We start from the raw sequence: 15,604 nt of genomic DNA, 5'->3' as shown, positions 1-15,604 counted from the left end.
AGGACGCCGTGAGCATCCGGGTGCTCGTGGTGGACGATCAGGCCATCGTCCGCGCGGGGTTCACCGCGATCATCGGCGGTGAACCGGACATGGAGGTCGTGGGCCAGGCCGCGGACGGCGCGGAGGCCCTGCGCGCCGTCCCCGAATGCCGTCCCGACGTCGTGCTGATGGACATCCGGATGCCCGGCGTGGACGGTCTCGCCGCGTCGCGGGAGCTGGCCGCCGCGGGGTCCCCGGCGCGGGTGCTGGTGCTCACCACCTTCCACCGCGACGAGTACGTGTTCGGCGCGCTGCGCGCGGGCGCGTCCGGCTTCCTACTCAAGGACTGCCAGCCCCAGGAGCTGGTGGACGCCGTCCGCACCGTGGCGGACGGCGAGGCGCTGCTCGCCCCCGCCGTGACCCGCCGCCTCATCGACGCCTTCGCCACCGGCGCGATCAACCCGCCGTCCGGCGAAGACGACCGCCTGGAGCCGCTCACCCAGCGGGAACGCGACGTGCTCCTGCGGATCGCGAAGGGCCTCAGCAACACCGAGATCGGCGCCGCGCTCGGCATCGGCACCGCCACGGTCAAGACCCACGTCAACTCGCTGCTCGGCAAGCTCGGCCTACGCGACCGGGTGCAGGCCACGATCTTCGCCTACGACACGGGGCTCGTCCGTCCGGGAGAGGCCCCTCCACCCAAGGGTTGAGGCGCCCGCACATCGGACGATCGAGCGAGGTGGGTCCCGCCGGAGGAAGTTCCCGGGCGCGGGGCGCGATTGGCTACTTCCAAAGATCTCATTTGGAGGCAAGACGATGGAGTCGAAGGCACGCGAGCCCGTTTCCGAGGCCGCATGCGCGTTGGTCCTCATCGCCGCCATGGCGGCCTCGCTCCTCGAGAAGTTTCTCGACGGCGATCCCTCGCGGTATCTGAGCTACGCCCTGCTGGCCGCCGCCGCGCCCGCGGCCGTCGCCGTCCTGTTCTACTCGATCAGGCTCGGCGCGCACTCGTGGACCTGGGTCGTCATGGCCACGGCGACCGTGGCGGCGACTCTCGCCAACATGCTCCTGTGAACGCTCGCCATGAGCGTGCCCCGGCGGCGCCCGGCGACCGGCTCCGGCCGGGTCAGGAATCCGCGGTCTGCGCCGATCCGGAGGGGGGCTCAGCGGGGCCGTCCGGGGCCTTGGAGGGCTCGCCCTTGGTGAGGGAAGGCTTGGCTGCCGCGGCTCCGGACGGGGCGTCTGCGGGCTCGGCAGGGGCGTCCGGGGCCGCGCCGTCCTCGTCGTGGTCGTCGTCCTCGTCGGTCAGCAGGACGCCGACGACGGAGCGGATCTTGTCGGCCGGGACGGCGCCCGCGCGCAGCAGGCGCGGCACGGAGCCGGTCAGGTCGACGATCGTCGACGGCTCGGTGTTGCCGGAGACGCCGGCGTCCAGGTAGACCGACACCGCGTCGCCGAGCATCTTCTCGGCCTCGGCGGCGTCCCGGGCCGCCGGGCGCCCGCTCAGGTTCGCGCTGCTGACCGCGAGCGGCCCGGTCTCCTTGAGCAGCTCGACCGCGAGCTCGTGCATCGGCATGCGCAGCGCGACGGTGCCCTTGGTGTCGCCGAGGTCCCACACGAGGTTCGGGTTGGAGCGGCACACCAGCGTCAGCGCGCCCGGCCAGAACTCGTCGATGAGGTCCTGCCCGTAGGTGCCGAGATCCTCCACGAGGGCGGTCGCGGCGCGCACCGAGCCGACCAGGACCGGCGGGGGCATCTCGCGCCCGCGTCCCTTCGCCTCCAGCAGTTTCTCCACCGCGGGCGCGACGAACGCGTCCACCCCGACCCCGTACACGGTGTCGGTCGGCAGCACGATCAGCTCACTGCGCCGGACGGCGGAGAACGCCTCGGCGATCCCGCGGGTGCGCTCCATCGGATCGGAGCAGTCATAACGTCGGCTCACGGTCGCCCGTCTTCCCATCTCGCGGCGCTCGTCCGTTTCTGGCACCGCCCAGAATAGCCCCGCTCCGGCGGACCCACCCCATCGCGCAGGTCGAGCCCGGAAACGTCAGTCGGCCACCGTCCGCGCGGTGACGAACCTGTCACGGTTGGTGAGGTCGCGTCGGTTTCGGACGTCGCGCCAGCCTCGCTCCTCCCCGAACACCCAGTAGACCGCGTTGCCTTGCAGGTCACTGTGCTCGACCGCGACGTGCCCGCCCGGGCGCAGCAGCCGCCGCGCGGTGCGCTCGACGACGCGGATCGCGTCCAGGCCGTCGTCGCCGCCGCCCCACAGCGCGTCCGCCGGATCGTGGTCGCGGACGTCGCGCGGCACGTACTCCCACTCGCTCATCGGGATGTACGGCGGGTTGGAGACGACCAGGTCGACCGTTCCATCGAGTTCGGGGAGCGCGGTGGAGAAGTCGTCCAAGTGCAGCCGGACGCGGCCTCGCTCATCCAGTTCCTCGACGTTGCGGGTCGCGTGGACGAACGCCGTCGGGTCCTTCTCCACCGCGTGCACGCGCGCGCGGGGGGCTTCCAGCGCGATCGACAGCGCGATGGCCGCCGACCCGGTGCCGAGATCGACGACGAGGGGGTCGCGGACGTCCATGTCGCGCAGCGTCTCCAGCGCCCAGCCGACCATGACCTCGGTCTCCGGACGCGGCACGAACACCCCCGGCCCGACCTTCAGCTCCAGGTAGCGGAAGAACGCGCGCCCGGTGATGTGCTGGAGCGGCTCCCCCGCCTCGCGCCGCGCCACGAACTCCCAGAACCGGGCGTCGAACGCGCCGTCCGGGACGCAGTGCAGCTCCGAGCGCTTCACCCCGTGCACGGCCGCCGCCAGCTCCTCGGCGTCGGCGCGGGGCGAGGCGGCGCCCGCGTCCGCGAGCCGCGCGGTGGCCCTGGCGATCTCGTCGAGCAGCAGTTTCATGATCCTGACCTTCGAGGGGGGACGACCCCCCACGCCCCCCGGTTCGCCGCGCTCATGATCCTTGAGCTTCGGCCAGACGGCGTTCCAACTCGGCGTCGACGAGCGCCTGCGTGACGTTGTGGAGGTCGCCGTCCAGCACCTGGTCGAGGTTGTACGCCTTGTAGCCGACCCGGTGGTCGGAGATCCGGTTCTCCGGATAGTTGTAGGTGCGCACCCGCTCGGACCGGTCGACCGTCCGGACCTGGCTCTTGCGCTCGGCCGACGCGGCCGCGTCGGCCTCCTCCTGCGCCATCGCCAGCAGCCGGGACCGCAGGATGCGCAGCGCCTGGTCCTTGTTCTGGAGCTGGCTCTTCTCGTTCTGGCAGGACACGACGACTCCGGTCGGCAGGTGCGTGATGCGCACCGCGGAGTCGGTGGTGTTGACGCTCTGCCCGCCCGGCCCGGACGACCGGTACACGTCGATGCGCAGGTCGTGCGGGTCGATCTGGACGTCGACGTCCTCAGCCTCGGGCGTCACCAGGACGCCGACCGCGCTGGTGTGGATGCGTCCCTGCGACTCGGTGGCCGGGACGCGCTGCACCCGGTGCACGCCGCCCTCGAACTTGAGCCGCGTCCAGACGCCCTCCTCCTGGGATGCCCTCGCCTTCACGGCGACGGTGACGTCCTTGTAGCCGCCGAGGTCGGACGGGTGCGAGTCGAGCACCTCCGTCTTCCAGCCGACGCGCTCCGCGTACCGCAGGTACATGCGCAGGAGGTCGCCCGCGAACAGCGCGGACTCCTCGCCGCCCTCGCCCGCCTTCACCTCAAGGATGACGTCCTTGGCGTCGTTCGGGTCGCGCGGGACCAGAAGGTGGCGCAGCCGCTCCTCCAGGTCGCCCTTGTGCCGTTCGAGGTCGGTCGCCTCGGCGGCGAACGCCTCGTCCTCGGCGGCGAGCTCGCGGGCGGCGGCGAGGTCGTCCTCGGTGGCGGCCAGCTCCCGGTGCGTCTCGACGATCGGGCGCAGCTCCGCGTAGCGCTTGCCGAGCTTGCGCGCGAGGTTCTGGTCGGCATGGACGGACGGATCGGCGAGCCGTTCCTCGATGCCCGCGTACTCACTGATCAGTTCGTCGAGATTCACGATGTGTCCTGGCCCGTTCCGGCCCGGGGGCGCGGCCTCCGGACGCCGACTTCGCGAGGCCCGGGGAGCCGAATCGTCCCCGGGCCGTCACTGGTCGCTATGAATGCGGCTGCCGCCTTACTTCTTCGCGCCCTTCTTGCCGAAGCGCTGCTCGAAGCGCGCGACCCGGCCGCCGGTGTCGAGGATCTTCTGCTTGCCCGTGTAGAACGGGTGGCAGTTCGAGCACACGTCGGCGTGGATGACGCCGTTCTCGGCGGTGCTGCGGGTCTCGAAGGTGTTGCCGCACGTACACGTCACGGTCGTGACGACGTAGTTCGGGTGAATGTCGGGCTTCATGGTTCTCCTCGCTTCTGGCGGTCGCCGGACGCCCCCGCCCGCATGGCCGGAACCATGGTGAAGGTGGGATGGCGCGAACCGGTACCGCAGCGGTTGCAGTCCAAGTGTGCCAGATACGAGAACGTGCCGACGTCACGGGGCATTCCCGATCTTGGACGTCCGCCGGGCGCGCTGGTCGGGCGCGGTCGGGCGCGCGGTCAGGAGCCCGCGCGGCCCAGGTAGGCGAGGACGGCCATCACGCGCCGGTGCCCGCCCTGCGCGGGCTGGAGGTCGAGCTTCATGAAGATGTTGGAGATGTGCTTCTCCACCGCGCCCTCGGTGACGACGAGGTCCCCCGCGATCGCGCCGTTCGAGCGTCCCTGCGCCATCAGCCCGAGCACCTCCCGCTCGCGCGGGGTCAGGGCGTCCAGCGGGTCGCCGGTGCGGCGGCGGCCGAGCAGCTGGCCGATCACCTCGGGATCGATGACCGTCCCGCCGGAGGCGATCCGGCGGACCGCGTCGATGAACTCGGCGACGTCCGACACCCGCTCCTTCAGCAGGTAGCCGACGCCCTCCGCGCCGCCGCCGATCAGGTCCGTCGCGTACCGCTCCTCCACGTACTGGGACAGGACGAGGATCGGCGTCCCCGGCCGCCGCTCCCGGACGTTCAGCGCCGCGCGCAGCCCCTCGTCGGTGAACGACGGCGGCATCCGGACGTCCACGATGGCGAGGTCGGGCTTGTGCTCCTCCACGATGCCGAGCAGCCCCGGACCGTCCCCGACCGTCGCGACCGTCTCGATCCCGGCGTCGCCGAGCAGCCGGACGAGCCCTTCCCGCAGCAGCACCGAATCCTCGGCGATCACAACGCGCATCCGCCCATTATCGGGGTTGGCACGGTCCCCCCGCCCCCGTTCCCCCGCGTGCGCGCCCGCGTGCGCGCCCGCACGCGAACCCGCGCGCGAACCCGCGCGCGAAGGCGCCCCCGGCCGGAGAGCTCGGGGGCGCCGGTCGGGCGGGCGGCGGCTACCAGGTGCAGGGCAGGTCGGCGCGGATGATCGTCGGGCCGCCGGGCGGGCTGTCCACGATCAGCATCCCGTCGATCGTGGCGGCCCGGTCGGCGAGCCCGGCGAGCCCGCCGCCGGCCCGCGCGGTCGCCCCGCCGACGCCGTTGTCGATCACCTCGACGACCACCCACCGGTCCTCGCGGGCGACCCGGACCGTCGCCCGGGTCGCGCGGGCGTACTTCGCGATGTTCGCCAGCGACTCCGCGACGATGAAGTAGGCGATGCTCTCGACCGCGGCCGGCGGACGCTCGGGCAGGTCGACGTCCACCTCCACGGGGACGGGCGCGCGGCCCGCGAGGCCGGACAGCGCCGGGTCGAGCCCCCGGTCGGTGAGGATCGCCGGGTAGATCCCGCGGGCCAGGTCGCGCAGCTCGGTGATCGCCTCCCTGGTGCCGAGGTGGGCCTGCTCGATCAGCGCGCGGGCGCCCTCGGGGTCGTCCTCCAGCTTGGCGCGGGCGCGGCCGATGTCCATCGCGACGGCCAGCAGCCGCTGCTGCGCGCCGTCGTGCAGGTCGCGCTCGATGCGGCGGCGCTCGAACTCGGCCGCGTCCACCCCGCGGGCGCGGCTGGCCCGCAGGTGCTCGGTGCGCTTGCGCAGTTCGAGGTTCTCCTGCTGGGACGGGCTCTGCCCGAGCATGAGCCGCGCGAACGCCGAGTGCGTGACCGCCATGACCCGCGTCGTGTACATCGCGAAGACCAGGAGCACGAGCCCGATCAGCGACACCGGCAGCGCCTCCAGCGGGTTGCCCGCCCAGTACGAGACGGGGCCGACGCTGACCTCGGCGCCGCCGTCCGCCGCCACGATCAACGGCAGGAACAGCAGCATGAACGTCGCGGCCCACACCACGACCGAGACCACGAACTCGACCAGCGTGATGGGGAGCAGCACGGCGAGGTAGGCGAGGTCCTTCCAGGTGGCCGGGTCGCCCACCATGCCCTTCAGCTTCGCCAGCGGGTTGCGTCCCGGCGGCAGCGGCCGGTACGGGTCGTCGATCCGGACGCCGAACGCCAGCCGGACGAGCCGCCGCTCCAACATCGCGCCGAACCGCCACGCGATCATCATCAGCGCGAGCATCGGCAGCCCCACCCAGATGATCAGCAGGGCGACCGACAGCGCCAGCCCGACGGCCAGCGCGATGAACCAGCCGAGCCCGAACGCCAGGCTGACGGCGAGGTAGATCGCCGAGCGCCAGGTCAGCGACGACCGCGCCATGGCGAGCGGCGTCCAGGGGAGGTCCGCGACGGTCGCGGCCACGTCACCTCCGGCGTGCGTCACGGTGGCCCACCGGGCCGCCGCCCACCGCGCGGCCGCGCCGCCGGACGCGGCCCCGCCCGGGTCTCTGCTCACGTCGCCCACGTCGTCCCTCCATGCCCGTTCCAACCTACGGTCCAAGCGTGCCCGGACGGACGTGGGGCGACCATGACGTCCGCCGCCCATTCGGGGGTGGGGCTAACCCCACCATGCCCCGGACGGGCGGCGGCGCGGACCGTCCCGCAGACGCGGAACGCCCCCGCCCGGACGGGTCCGGACGGGGGCGCCTGCGCGCGTCGCTCAGCGATCGTCGGACACCGTCGTCTTCTGCACCTGGAGCAGGAACTCGGCGTTGGACTTGGTCTCCTTCATCTTCTCGATGAGGAGCTCCAGCGCCTGCTGCATGTCCAGCGCGTGCAGGACGCGGCGGAGCTGCCAGACGATGCGCAGCTCCTCCGGCGCCATGAGGATCTCCTCCTTGCGGGTGCTGGACGCGTCGACGTCCACCGCCGGGAAGATCCGCTTGTCGGCGAGGCCCCGGTTGAGCTTCAGCTCCATGTTGCCGGTGCCCTTGAACTCCTCGAAGATGACCTCGTCCATCCGGGACCCGGTCTCCACCAGCGCGGTCGCGAGGATCGTCAGCGACCCGCCGTTCTCAATGTTGCGCGCCGCGCCGAAGAACCGCTTCGGCGGGTACAGCGCCGTCGAGTCGACGCCGCCGGACAGGATGCGCCCGGACGCCGGCGCCGCCAGGTTGTAGGCGCGGCCGAGCCGGGTGATCGAGTCGAGCAGCACGACGACGTCGTGGCCCAGCTCGACCAGCCGCTTGGCACGTTCGATCGCCAGTTCCGCGACGGTGGTGTGGTCCTCGGCGGGACGGTCGAAGGTCGAGTGGATGACCTCGCCCTTCACCGTCCGCTGCATGTCGGTGACCTCTTCGGGACGCTCGTCCACGAGGACGACCATCAGGTGGCACTCCGGGTTGTTCTTGGTGATCGCGTTGGCGATCGCCTGGAGCACCATCGTCTTGCCGGCCTTCGGCGGCGACACGATCAGGCCGCGCTGCCCCTTGCCGATCGGCGACACGAGGTCGATGATCCGCGTGGTGAGGATGCCGGGGTCGGTCTCCAGCCGCAGCCGCTCCTGCGGGTACAGCGGGGTCAGCTTGGAGAAGTCGACGCGGCCCTTGGCCTGGTCGGGCTCCATCCCGTTGACGGTGTCGAGCCGGACGAGCGCGTTGAACTTCTCGCGCCGCTCGCCCTCGCGCGGCTGGCGCACCGCGCCGGTGATGACGTCGCCCTTGCGCAGGCCGTTCTTGCGGACCTGGGCCAGCGACACGTACACGTCGTTGGAGCCCGCCAGGTAGCCCGTCGTCCGGACGAACGCGTAGTTGTCGAGGATGTCGAGGATGCCCGCGACGGGGATGAGGACGTCGTCCTCGGTGAGCACCGGCTCCTCGTAGCGCTCGCGGCCACGGCCGCGGTTGCGCTCGCGGAACCGGCGCCCGCGCCGGCCCCGGCCGCTGCCGTCGTCGTCGTCGTGCTGGCCGCCGCCGCCCTGGCTCTGGCCGCGCTGCCGTCCGCCGCCCTGCTCGCCCCGGTCGCCGCGCTCGCCCCGGTCACCGCGCTCTCCACGGTCACCGCGGTCGCCCCGCTCACCCCGGTCGCCGCGCTCTCCCCGCTCGCGGCCCTCGCCGCGCTCCCGGCCGCCGCGCTGGCGCTGGCGCCCGCCGCCGTCGCGCCCCTCGCGGCCGCCGTCGCGGCCCTCACGCCCGTCACGCCCGCCCTGGGACTCGCCGTCCTCGGCGTTCTGCTCCCGGCCCTGGTCCCGGTCGCGGCCCTGGTCGCGGTTCTGCTCGCGGTTCTGGCGGTCGCCCCGCTGCCGTCCGCCGCCCTGCCGCTCGCCCCGCTCCGCGCGGTCGCTCTTCTCGGCCCGCTCGGTCTCGGGCTGGTTCGTCTGCTCCACCGCGGGCTGCGCGCTGTTCTGCGCGGCGGCCGGCGCCTCGACGGCGGTGGGCGCGACCTCGGTGAGGGTCGCCTGGTCCTCGGACACCTCGCGCTTGGCGGCGGCCGTGCGGCCGCGCCGGGGGCGCTCGGTCTTCACCGCGGCAGCGTCTCCCTGCTCGCCCCCCGCCGAGCCCTGCCCCTGGCCGCCCTGCTTGTCCTGGATGGCGGCGATGAGCTGGCTCTTGCGCATCCCGGTCACGCCGGTGATGCCGAGGCTGGACGCGAGCGCCTTGAGCTCGGGCAGCACCATGGCCGACAGGCCGGTGCCGGACCGGCGGCGCCGGGGGGTGGCGGGCTCGGCGTCGGCGGCCGGAACGGCGTCGACGGCTCCCGTGCTCGATGCGTCCGTAAGGAGTTCGCTGGATTCGCTCACTAAGGGTCCTTCCCAGGGAGCGGGCGTTGGCCGGTGTTCGGCCAGCCGACCCGGTAGTGCGGCCCGGCGGGGGCGCCGGGACGGGCTCCGCTGATCACGGTGGGGCCGGGATCTGCGATTTCTGGGCACAGCCAGATGGTGGACGGGACGGTTCGCTCGTGCGTGTTCCCGGTACCGCCACGTCCGAAGTTTCGCTGGGATGCCGGACAACGGGATGTCACGGTGTCGGGAAGCCAAGTACGCGGGACCGAGACGGCCGGAGGGCCGAACAGGCGACGCGCGGCTGACGAGCACGCTGCCCCGAACGGGGCATCTGGTGCGGCATTAAGCCTAACATCACCAGGGCGCACTGCTATTCCCCAGAGGTCGATGTCTTCGCATTTTACTTAGCGGGAACGTGCCGGGAACGCGCACCGGTCACGGCGACGCCGGGCCCTCGGCCCGAGACGCTTCGTCACGGTCGCGGCTCCGATTCTCCGGACATGACGTGAGCGCCGCGGGTCGCGACGTCCAACGGGTGTTCGTGCCACCCATTACCCACTTCGCCGACCATCGAATCAAGTTGTCCCGCGCTTGTGAAGGCCAGGACAGTAGGTCCTGCCCCGGAGATCACCGCCGGTACGCCCGCCGCGCGGAGCCGCCCGACGAGCGCGGCGGACTCCGGCATCGCGGGCGCGCGGTAGTCCTGGTGCAGCCGGTCCTCGGTCGCGTCGAGCAGGACGCCCGCGTCGAGGCCGCCGGTGAGCGCCGCGATCAGCAGCGCGGCGCGGCCCGCGTTGGCCGCGGCGTCGCCGTGCGGGACGGTCTCCGGCAGCAGCCCGCGCGCCCGCTCCGTCGCCAGCCGGTGCTCGGGAACGTATGCCACGACCCGTTTGACCTGCGACTCCAGCCGGACGAGCCGGGGCCCGTCCGGGGTCGTCCAGGCGACGGTGAGACCGCCGGCGAGGCACGGCGCGACGTTGTCGGGGTGCCCCTCGATCTCGGTCGCGAGGCGCAGCGCGGCGTCGTCGTCGAGCCGTCCGCCCGCCGGGTGCAGCGCGCGGGCCGCGGTGATCCCGGCGACGATCGCGGCGGACGACGACCCGAGGCCGCGGCTGTGCGGGATCCGGTTCCGGCACCGCAGGCGCAGCCCGGACGGCCGGGGCGGACCGGATCCGGCCAGGTCGTCCAGCACGTCGAAGGTGTCGCGCAGCACCCGGACGATCAGGTGCCGGTCGCCCCGTCCGGCGACCTCGGCGCCCTCGCCGTCCACCTCGATGGCCAGCTCGCCGTCGTCGGTCAGCTCGACCTCGACCTCGTCGTGCAGGGCCAGCGCGAGGCCGAGCGAGTCGAAGCCGGGGCCGAGGTTGGCGCTGGTCGCGGGCGTCCGGACCAGCACCGGCCCGGCCGCCCAGCCGGTGCGCGTCGCGGCCACCTCAGGTGAGGCCGAGCTCGGACGCGGCGGAGTGCGCGTCCACCTTGATCACGGTCGGGGCGGGCGCGCCGGAGATCGCCCAGTCGGGGTCCTTGAGGCCGTTGCCCGTCACCGTGCAGACGACCCGCGCGCCGGGCGCGACGACGCCCTGCTCGCCGGCCTGCAGCAGGCCCGCGACGCTCGCCGCGGACGCGGGCTCGACGAACACGCCCTCCTCCCGCGCGAGCAGCCGGTACGCGGCGAGGATCTGCCGGTCGGTGACCGAGTCGATCGCGCCGCCGGACTCGTCCCGCGCGGCGATGGCGAGGCCCCAGGACGCCGGGTTGCCGATCCTGATCGCGGTCGCGATCGTCTGCGGGTTCAGGACGGGCTCGCCCTTCACGAACGGCGCCGCGCCGCTCGCCTGGAAACCCAGCATGCGCGGGGCCTTCGTCGAGGTCCCGTCGGCGGCGTACTCCTTGTAGCCCATCCAGTACGCGGAGATGTTCCCGGCGTTTCCAACCGGCAGGCAGTGGACGTCGGGGGCGTCGCCGAGCGCGTCCACGATCTCGAACGCGGCCGTCTTCTGGCCCTGGAGCCGGTACTTGTTGACCGAGTTGACGAGCGCCACCGGGTAGTCGACGGACAGCTTGCGGGCCAGTTCGAGGCAGTCGTCGAAGTTGCCGTCCACCTGGAGCAGCCGCGCGCCGTGCACCAGCGCCTGCGCCAGCTTACCCATCGCGATCTTGCCGTTCGGGACCAGCACCGCGCAGGTCATCCCGGCCCGCACCGCGTACGCGGCGGCGGACGCCGAGGTGTTGCCGGTGGACGCGCAGATGACGGCCTTCGCGCCGTCCTCGGCCGCCTTGCTGATCGCCATCGTCATGCCGCGGTCCTTGAAGGACCCGGTCGGGTTGGCGCCCTCGACCTTGAGGAACACGTCGCAGCCGGTCAACTGGGACAGCCGTCCGGCGGGCACCAGCGGCGTGCCGCCCTCGAGCAGCGTGACGACGGGCGTCGCGCCCGTCACCGGAAGCCGGTCGCGGTACTCCTCGATAAGGCCCCGCCACGCGCGGACGTTCGCGTTCACGTCGGTCTCCCTGTATGACCTGCGATGTTGCCCGAAGTCTATCGACTGCGGCGGCTCATACATCGCCCTCGACCCGCATGACGCTCGCCACCTCGCGGACGATCTCCAGCCCGCGGAGCCCCTCGACCGTCGCGGAGAGGGCGGCGTCGGGCGCGCGGTGCGTCACGACGACGAGCTGCGCCTCCTCGCCCATCCCCACCTGCCGGACGGCCTGGATCGACACGTCGTGCCTGGCGAACTCCTCGGCGACCGTGGCGAGGACACCGGCCTCGTCGGCGACGTCGAGCTGGATGTAGTAGCGCGTGACCGTCTCGCCCATCGGCAGGACGGGAAGCTTCGCGTACGTCACTTCGACCGGGCCGGGCGTACCGCCCGCGACGTTCCGCGCCACCGCGACGAGGTCGCCGAGAACGGCCGACGCGGTGGGCGCGCCGCCCGCGCCCGCGCCATAGAACATCAGCGAACCGGCCGACTCCGCTTCGACGAATACCGCGTTGTAAGCCTCGCGGACACTCGCCAATGGATGCGACCGTGGAATCATCGCCGGATACACCCGAACGGAGACACCGCGTCCATTGCGTCCGTCCTTCGACGGGACGCGCTCGCAAATGGCGAGGAGTTTGACGACGCAGTCCATTCCCTGGGCGCCGGCCACATCGGCGGCACTCACCTCGGTGATGCCCTCCCGGTGGACGTTCGCCGCCGTGACCGGAGTGTGGAAGGCGAGCTGCGCCAGGATCGCCGCCTTTGCGGCAGCGTCGAAGCCCTCCACGTCCGCCGTCGGATCGGCCTCCGCGTAGCCGAGCGCCTGCGCCTCCTCCAGCGCCTCGTTGAAACCGGCGCCGTTGGTGTCCATCTGGTCGAGGATGTAGTTCGTGGTGCCGTTCACGATGCCGAGCACCCGGTTCACGTGGTCGCCCACCAGGGACTCGCGCAACGGGCGCAACAATGGGATCGCCCCCGCCACCGACGCCTCGTAATAAAGGTCGGCACCATACTCGCGGGCGGCGGCGAAAAGCGTCGCGCCGTCCTCCGCGAGCAGGGCCTTGTTCGCGGTGATGACCGACTTGCCGGACTTCATCGCCTCCAGCATCAGCGTCCTGGCCGGTTCGATGCCGCCGATGACCTCGATGACGATGTCGACGTCGTCCCTGGTCACGAGGGCCTGCGCGTCCGTCGTCAGCAGCGACCGGTCGACGCCCTCGCGGACCCGCTCCGGCCGCCGCACGGCGATGCCGGCGAGTTCGAGCGGCGTCCCGACGCGCGCGGCGAGGTCCGCGGCCTGCTCGTTCAGCAGCCGGACGACCTCCGTGCCGACCACGCCGCATCCGAGCAGCGCCACGCGCAGTCCGGGTTTCACGCTTCGACCTCCGCATCCAGGCTCGGCTCCGCCCCCGCGTCGAGGCGCAGCAGGTCGGCCGCGCTCTCCCGGCGGACGATCACCCGCGACCCGCCGTCCCGCACCGCCACCACGGCGGGCTTCGGGACATGGTTGTAGTTGCTCGCCATCGACCGACAGTACGCACCGGTCGCCGCGACCGCCACCAGGTCCCCCGCCGCAAGATCTTCGGGGAACCACAGGTCTCGCACGACGATGTCGCCGCTTTCGCAGTGCTTCCCGACAAGCCTACTGAGCATGGGCGATGCGTCCGACGACCGGCTCGCCAGCGCGCCGGTGTACTCGGCGCCGTAGAGGGCGGTGCGCAGGTTGTCGCTCATGCCGCCGTCGACCGAGACGTAGGTGCGCAGGCCCTCGACGTCCTTCACCGTCCCGACCTCGTAGATCGTGACGCCGCCCGGACCGATGATCGCCCGTCCCGGCTCGACGGTCAGCCGCGGCATCGCGAGCTCGTAGGCCCGGCACTCGCGGGCCACGATGTCGCGGAGGCCGTCCGCGATCGACTTCGGGTCGTGCGGCTCCTCCCCCGGCACGTACGCGATGCCGTAGCCGCCGCCGAGGTCCAGCTCGGGAAGCTCGACGCCGTGCTCGTCGCGGATGGCCACGAGCAGCTCGGCCAGCCGGTGCGCGGCGACCTCGAACCCGTCCACGTCGAAGATCTGCGACCCGATGTGGCTGTGCAGCCCCACCAGTTCGAGCTGCTTCAGCTCCAGGACGCGCCTGACCGCCTCCAGCGCCGCCCCGGAACTGCGCGAGAACCCGAACTTCTGGTCGTCGTGGGCGGTCGCGATGAACTCATGGGTGTGCGCCTCCACCCCGGTGGTGACGCGCACCATCACCTTGGCGCGGACGCCCTTCTCCTTGGCGAGATAACCCACTCGGGCGATCTCCTCGAAGGAGTCGAGCACGATCCGTCCGACCCCGACCTCCAGGGCCTCTTCGATCTCCCAGGACGCCTTGTTGCTCCCGTGCAGCGTCACGCGCTCGGCAGGAAAGCCCGCCGCCAGCGCGACGGCCAACTCACCGCCGCTGCACACGTCCAGGCCGAGGCCCTCTTCGTCCAGCCAGCGCGCGACCGTAGTACAGAGGAACGCCTTGCCCGCGTAGTGGACGTCCCCGTCATGGAACGCAGCCGCGTACTCCCTCGCCCTACTGCGCACGTCCTCCTCGTCGTAGATGTACAGGGGCGTCCCGTACTTCTTCGCGAGGTCCCGGACGTCGACGCCGCCCACGGTCAGGACGCCGTCCTCCCGCTTGGCGTTCCGCGGCCAGATCATCGGGTCCAGCGCGTTCAGATCGTCCGCCGGACCGGCCGGGTGGTCCTCAGGCAGGACGTCGGCGTGCCGCGGCCCGGCAGGGTGTACTCGACTCATATCCGCTCTCTAGGGGTCTCACCGATCATGTTCAGCCCATTGCCGAGGACGACCCGGACGGCCTCCGCCAGCGCGACCCGTCCCGCGTGCGCGGTTCCGGGCCCTATGGCGGGACATCGTTCGTGCACGTCGTGGTACGCCCCGGCCAACCTCTCCAAGCAGAACATCAGCGGCCGGGCGTCCCGTTCCCGCTCCGCCTGCCTGGCCCTCCCCGGGACGTCCCCGAGCACCCCGACAAGCTCAAGCTCCTCCGGCCGCGCCTCGTCCAGGGGGCCCCGGTCTAGTTGGAGCTCCTCGGCCCAGCGGCCCACCCAAGAGGCACGCGCATAGGCGTACCGCACCGAGAAACCGGGGTTCTCGAACGTCCGCGGCCATTCGTCCCATTGTTGTTCCGGGACCTTGGCGACGCCGTACTCCGGATCGCCGAGAATGGCGTCCACCACGTCCCCCGCCGACACGACGACTCGGACGAACCCGGGCCCGCTGACCGTCCCCCCGACCCGCTCGGCGACCGCCCGCGGATCGATCCCCAGCCGCAACGCCACCGGACTCTCGAAGACCCCGTGGCCCCGGCTGAACACAAGGACCTCATCAGGCACGACGACGTCGATCTCGCCCTGCGCCACGGCGTCCCGCACCGCGCGCACCAGGGCATCGCTCACGTCGGCTGGAGTCACCCTGGCGAGACTATCCGACCACTATCCGGACACCGCGGCGAGCTTCCGCACCGTCTGGATCAAGTGATTCGGATCGAACGGCTTGGTCACGTAGGCGTCCACACCGATCTCATGCCCCCTGCGCACATCGTGCTCCTGCGCCCGAGCTGTGATCATCACGACCTTTATGTGCGCCGTCCCCGGATCCTCCCGGAGCCGCACCGCCGTCACCCACCCGTCGAGCCGCGGCATCATCACGTCCAGCGTGATCACGTCCGGCCCGACCTCGGCCACTTTGTCCAGGCAGTCCTGACCGTCCACCGCGGTCGCCACCTCGAACCCCTCGAGCTGCAGGTTCACGGCGATGAGCTGGCGGATCACCTCGTCGTCGTCGACGACCAGAACACGTCCCAGTGGCTCCGTCACGGCCTCGAAGCTAGCCCAATCCGCCCCCGGAACGCACGACGAACGCCCACGTGCACGCCACCCCGCCAACCCTGGTAACCTTCAACAGCGCTCGCAAGGGCCCCCTTAGCTCAGGGGATAGAGCAACGGCCTCCGGAGCCGTGCGCGCAGGTTCGAATCCTGCAGGGGGCGCACCACCATCACCAGCGGAAACACCCGCTGACCTGCCCGAAGAGATGCGGGAGCCATCAGACGGTGTAGGCGGCCAAGTGCC

At 72.0% G+C, this 15,604-nt stretch carries 15 protein-coding genes and 1 tRNA gene; 3 read left to right on the top strand and 13 right to left on the bottom strand.

What is annotated here, in order from left to right:
* Positions 1-8 precede the first annotated feature (8 nt).
* Together FXF65_RS04230 and FXF65_RS04225 are read left to right on the top strand one after the other, a co-directional pair.
* The gene (locus FXF65_RS04230) at positions 9-689 is read left to right on the top strand and encodes a response regulator (protein WP_148348385.1); all 681 of its coding nucleotides are present in this window, start codon (positions 9-11) and stop codon (positions 687-689) included.
* Between the two features lie 106 nt (positions 690-795).
* On the top strand, positions 796-1,053 hold the full coding sequence (locus FXF65_RS04225; RefSeq protein WP_148348384.1) for a hypothetical protein: 258 nt from the start codon (positions 796-798) through the stop codon (positions 1,051-1,053).
* Between the two features lie 52 nt (positions 1,054-1,105).
* On the opposite strand, the gene FXF65_RS04220 is transcribed toward FXF65_RS04225, so the two are convergent.
* From FXF65_RS04220 to FXF65_RS04160, 13 genes are all read right to left on the bottom strand, one after another.
* Positions 1,106-1,921, bottom strand: a complete 816-nt coding sequence (locus tag FXF65_RS04220; protein WP_148348383.1) for an L-threonylcarbamoyladenylate synthase — start codon at positions 1,919-1,921, stop codon at positions 1,106-1,108.
* 105 nt (positions 1,922-2,026) lie between these two features.
* The gene (prmC, locus tag FXF65_RS04215) at positions 2,027-2,887 is read right to left on the bottom strand and encodes a peptide chain release factor N(5)-glutamine methyltransferase (RefSeq protein WP_148348382.1); all 861 of its coding nucleotides are present in this window, start codon (positions 2,885-2,887) and stop codon (positions 2,027-2,029) included.
* A gap of 52 nt (positions 2,888-2,939) precedes the next feature.
* Positions 2,940-4,004, bottom strand: coding sequence for a peptide chain release factor 1 (gene prfA / locus FXF65_RS04210; protein WP_148348381.1), 1,065 nt, complete (start codon positions 4,002-4,004; stop codon positions 2,940-2,942).
* 117 nt (positions 4,005-4,121) lie between these two features.
* The gene (gene rpmE, locus FXF65_RS04205) at positions 4,122-4,340 is read right to left on the bottom strand and encodes a 50S ribosomal protein L31 (RefSeq protein WP_067905514.1); all 219 of its coding nucleotides are present in this window, start codon (positions 4,338-4,340) and stop codon (positions 4,122-4,124) included.
* 197 nt (positions 4,341-4,537) lie between these two features.
* Positions 4,538-5,191, bottom strand: coding sequence for a response regulator transcription factor (locus FXF65_RS04200; protein ID WP_148348380.1), 654 nt, complete (start codon positions 5,189-5,191; stop codon positions 4,538-4,540).
* Positions 5,192-5,342: 151 nt separating this feature from the next.
* Positions 5,343-6,731: a sensor histidine kinase gene (locus tag FXF65_RS04195; RefSeq protein WP_246198348.1), complete on the bottom strand. Its 1,389-nt coding sequence runs from the start codon at positions 6,729-6,731 to the stop codon at positions 5,343-5,345.
* A 204-nt stretch (positions 6,732-6,935) separates the two neighbouring features.
* A complete protein-coding gene (gene rho, locus FXF65_RS04190) occupies positions 6,936-9,014 on the bottom strand; it encodes a transcription termination factor Rho (protein ID WP_148348379.1) in 2,079 nt (692 codons plus the stop codon).
* A gap of 454 nt (positions 9,015-9,468) precedes the next feature.
* Entirely contained in the window at positions 9,469-10,428 is a 960-nt protein-coding gene (gene thrB, locus FXF65_RS04185; protein ID WP_148348378.1) for a homoserine kinase, read from the bottom strand.
* 1 nt (position 10,429) lies between these two features.
* Positions 10,430-11,497, bottom strand: a complete 1,068-nt coding sequence (thrC, locus tag FXF65_RS04180) for a threonine synthase (RefSeq protein WP_148348377.1) — start codon at positions 11,495-11,497, stop codon at positions 10,430-10,432.
* 55 nt (positions 11,498-11,552) lie between these two features.
* Positions 11,553-12,857, bottom strand: coding sequence for a homoserine dehydrogenase (locus FXF65_RS04175; RefSeq protein WP_148348376.1), 1,305 nt, complete (start codon positions 12,855-12,857; stop codon positions 11,553-11,555).
* Positions 12,854-14,269, bottom strand: a complete 1,416-nt coding sequence (lysA, locus tag FXF65_RS04170) for a diaminopimelate decarboxylase (RefSeq protein WP_148348375.1) — start codon at positions 14,267-14,269, stop codon at positions 12,854-12,856. The genes FXF65_RS04175 and lysA overlap by 4 nt, the downstream gene beginning before the upstream one ends.
* Positions 14,266-14,931, bottom strand: coding sequence for a DALR anticodon-binding domain-containing protein (locus FXF65_RS04165; RefSeq protein ID WP_187412085.1), 666 nt, complete (start codon positions 14,929-14,931; stop codon positions 14,266-14,268). Before FXF65_RS04165 ends, lysA begins: the two co-directional genes overlap by 4 nt.
* A 36-nt stretch (positions 14,932-14,967) precedes the next feature.
* Positions 14,968-15,351, bottom strand: coding sequence for a response regulator transcription factor (locus FXF65_RS04160; protein WP_246198347.1), 384 nt, complete (start codon positions 15,349-15,351; stop codon positions 14,968-14,970).
* A gap of 99 nt (positions 15,352-15,450) precedes the next feature.
* Between FXF65_RS04160 and FXF65_RS04155 the strand changes: the two genes are divergently transcribed.
* Positions 15,451-15,522: transfer RNA gene (locus FXF65_RS04155), tRNA-Arg, on the top strand.
* Positions 15,523-15,604: the final 82 nt, after the last annotated feature.

It is taken from the genome of Actinomadura syzygii, assembly GCF_008085905.1.
Taxonomy (GTDB): Bacteria; Actinomycetota; Actinomycetes; order Streptosporangiales; family Streptosporangiaceae; genus Spirillospora; species Spirillospora syzygii.
Note: the sequence above shows the minus strand (reverse complement) of the source record. Positions and strands in the feature narration are given on the sequence as shown.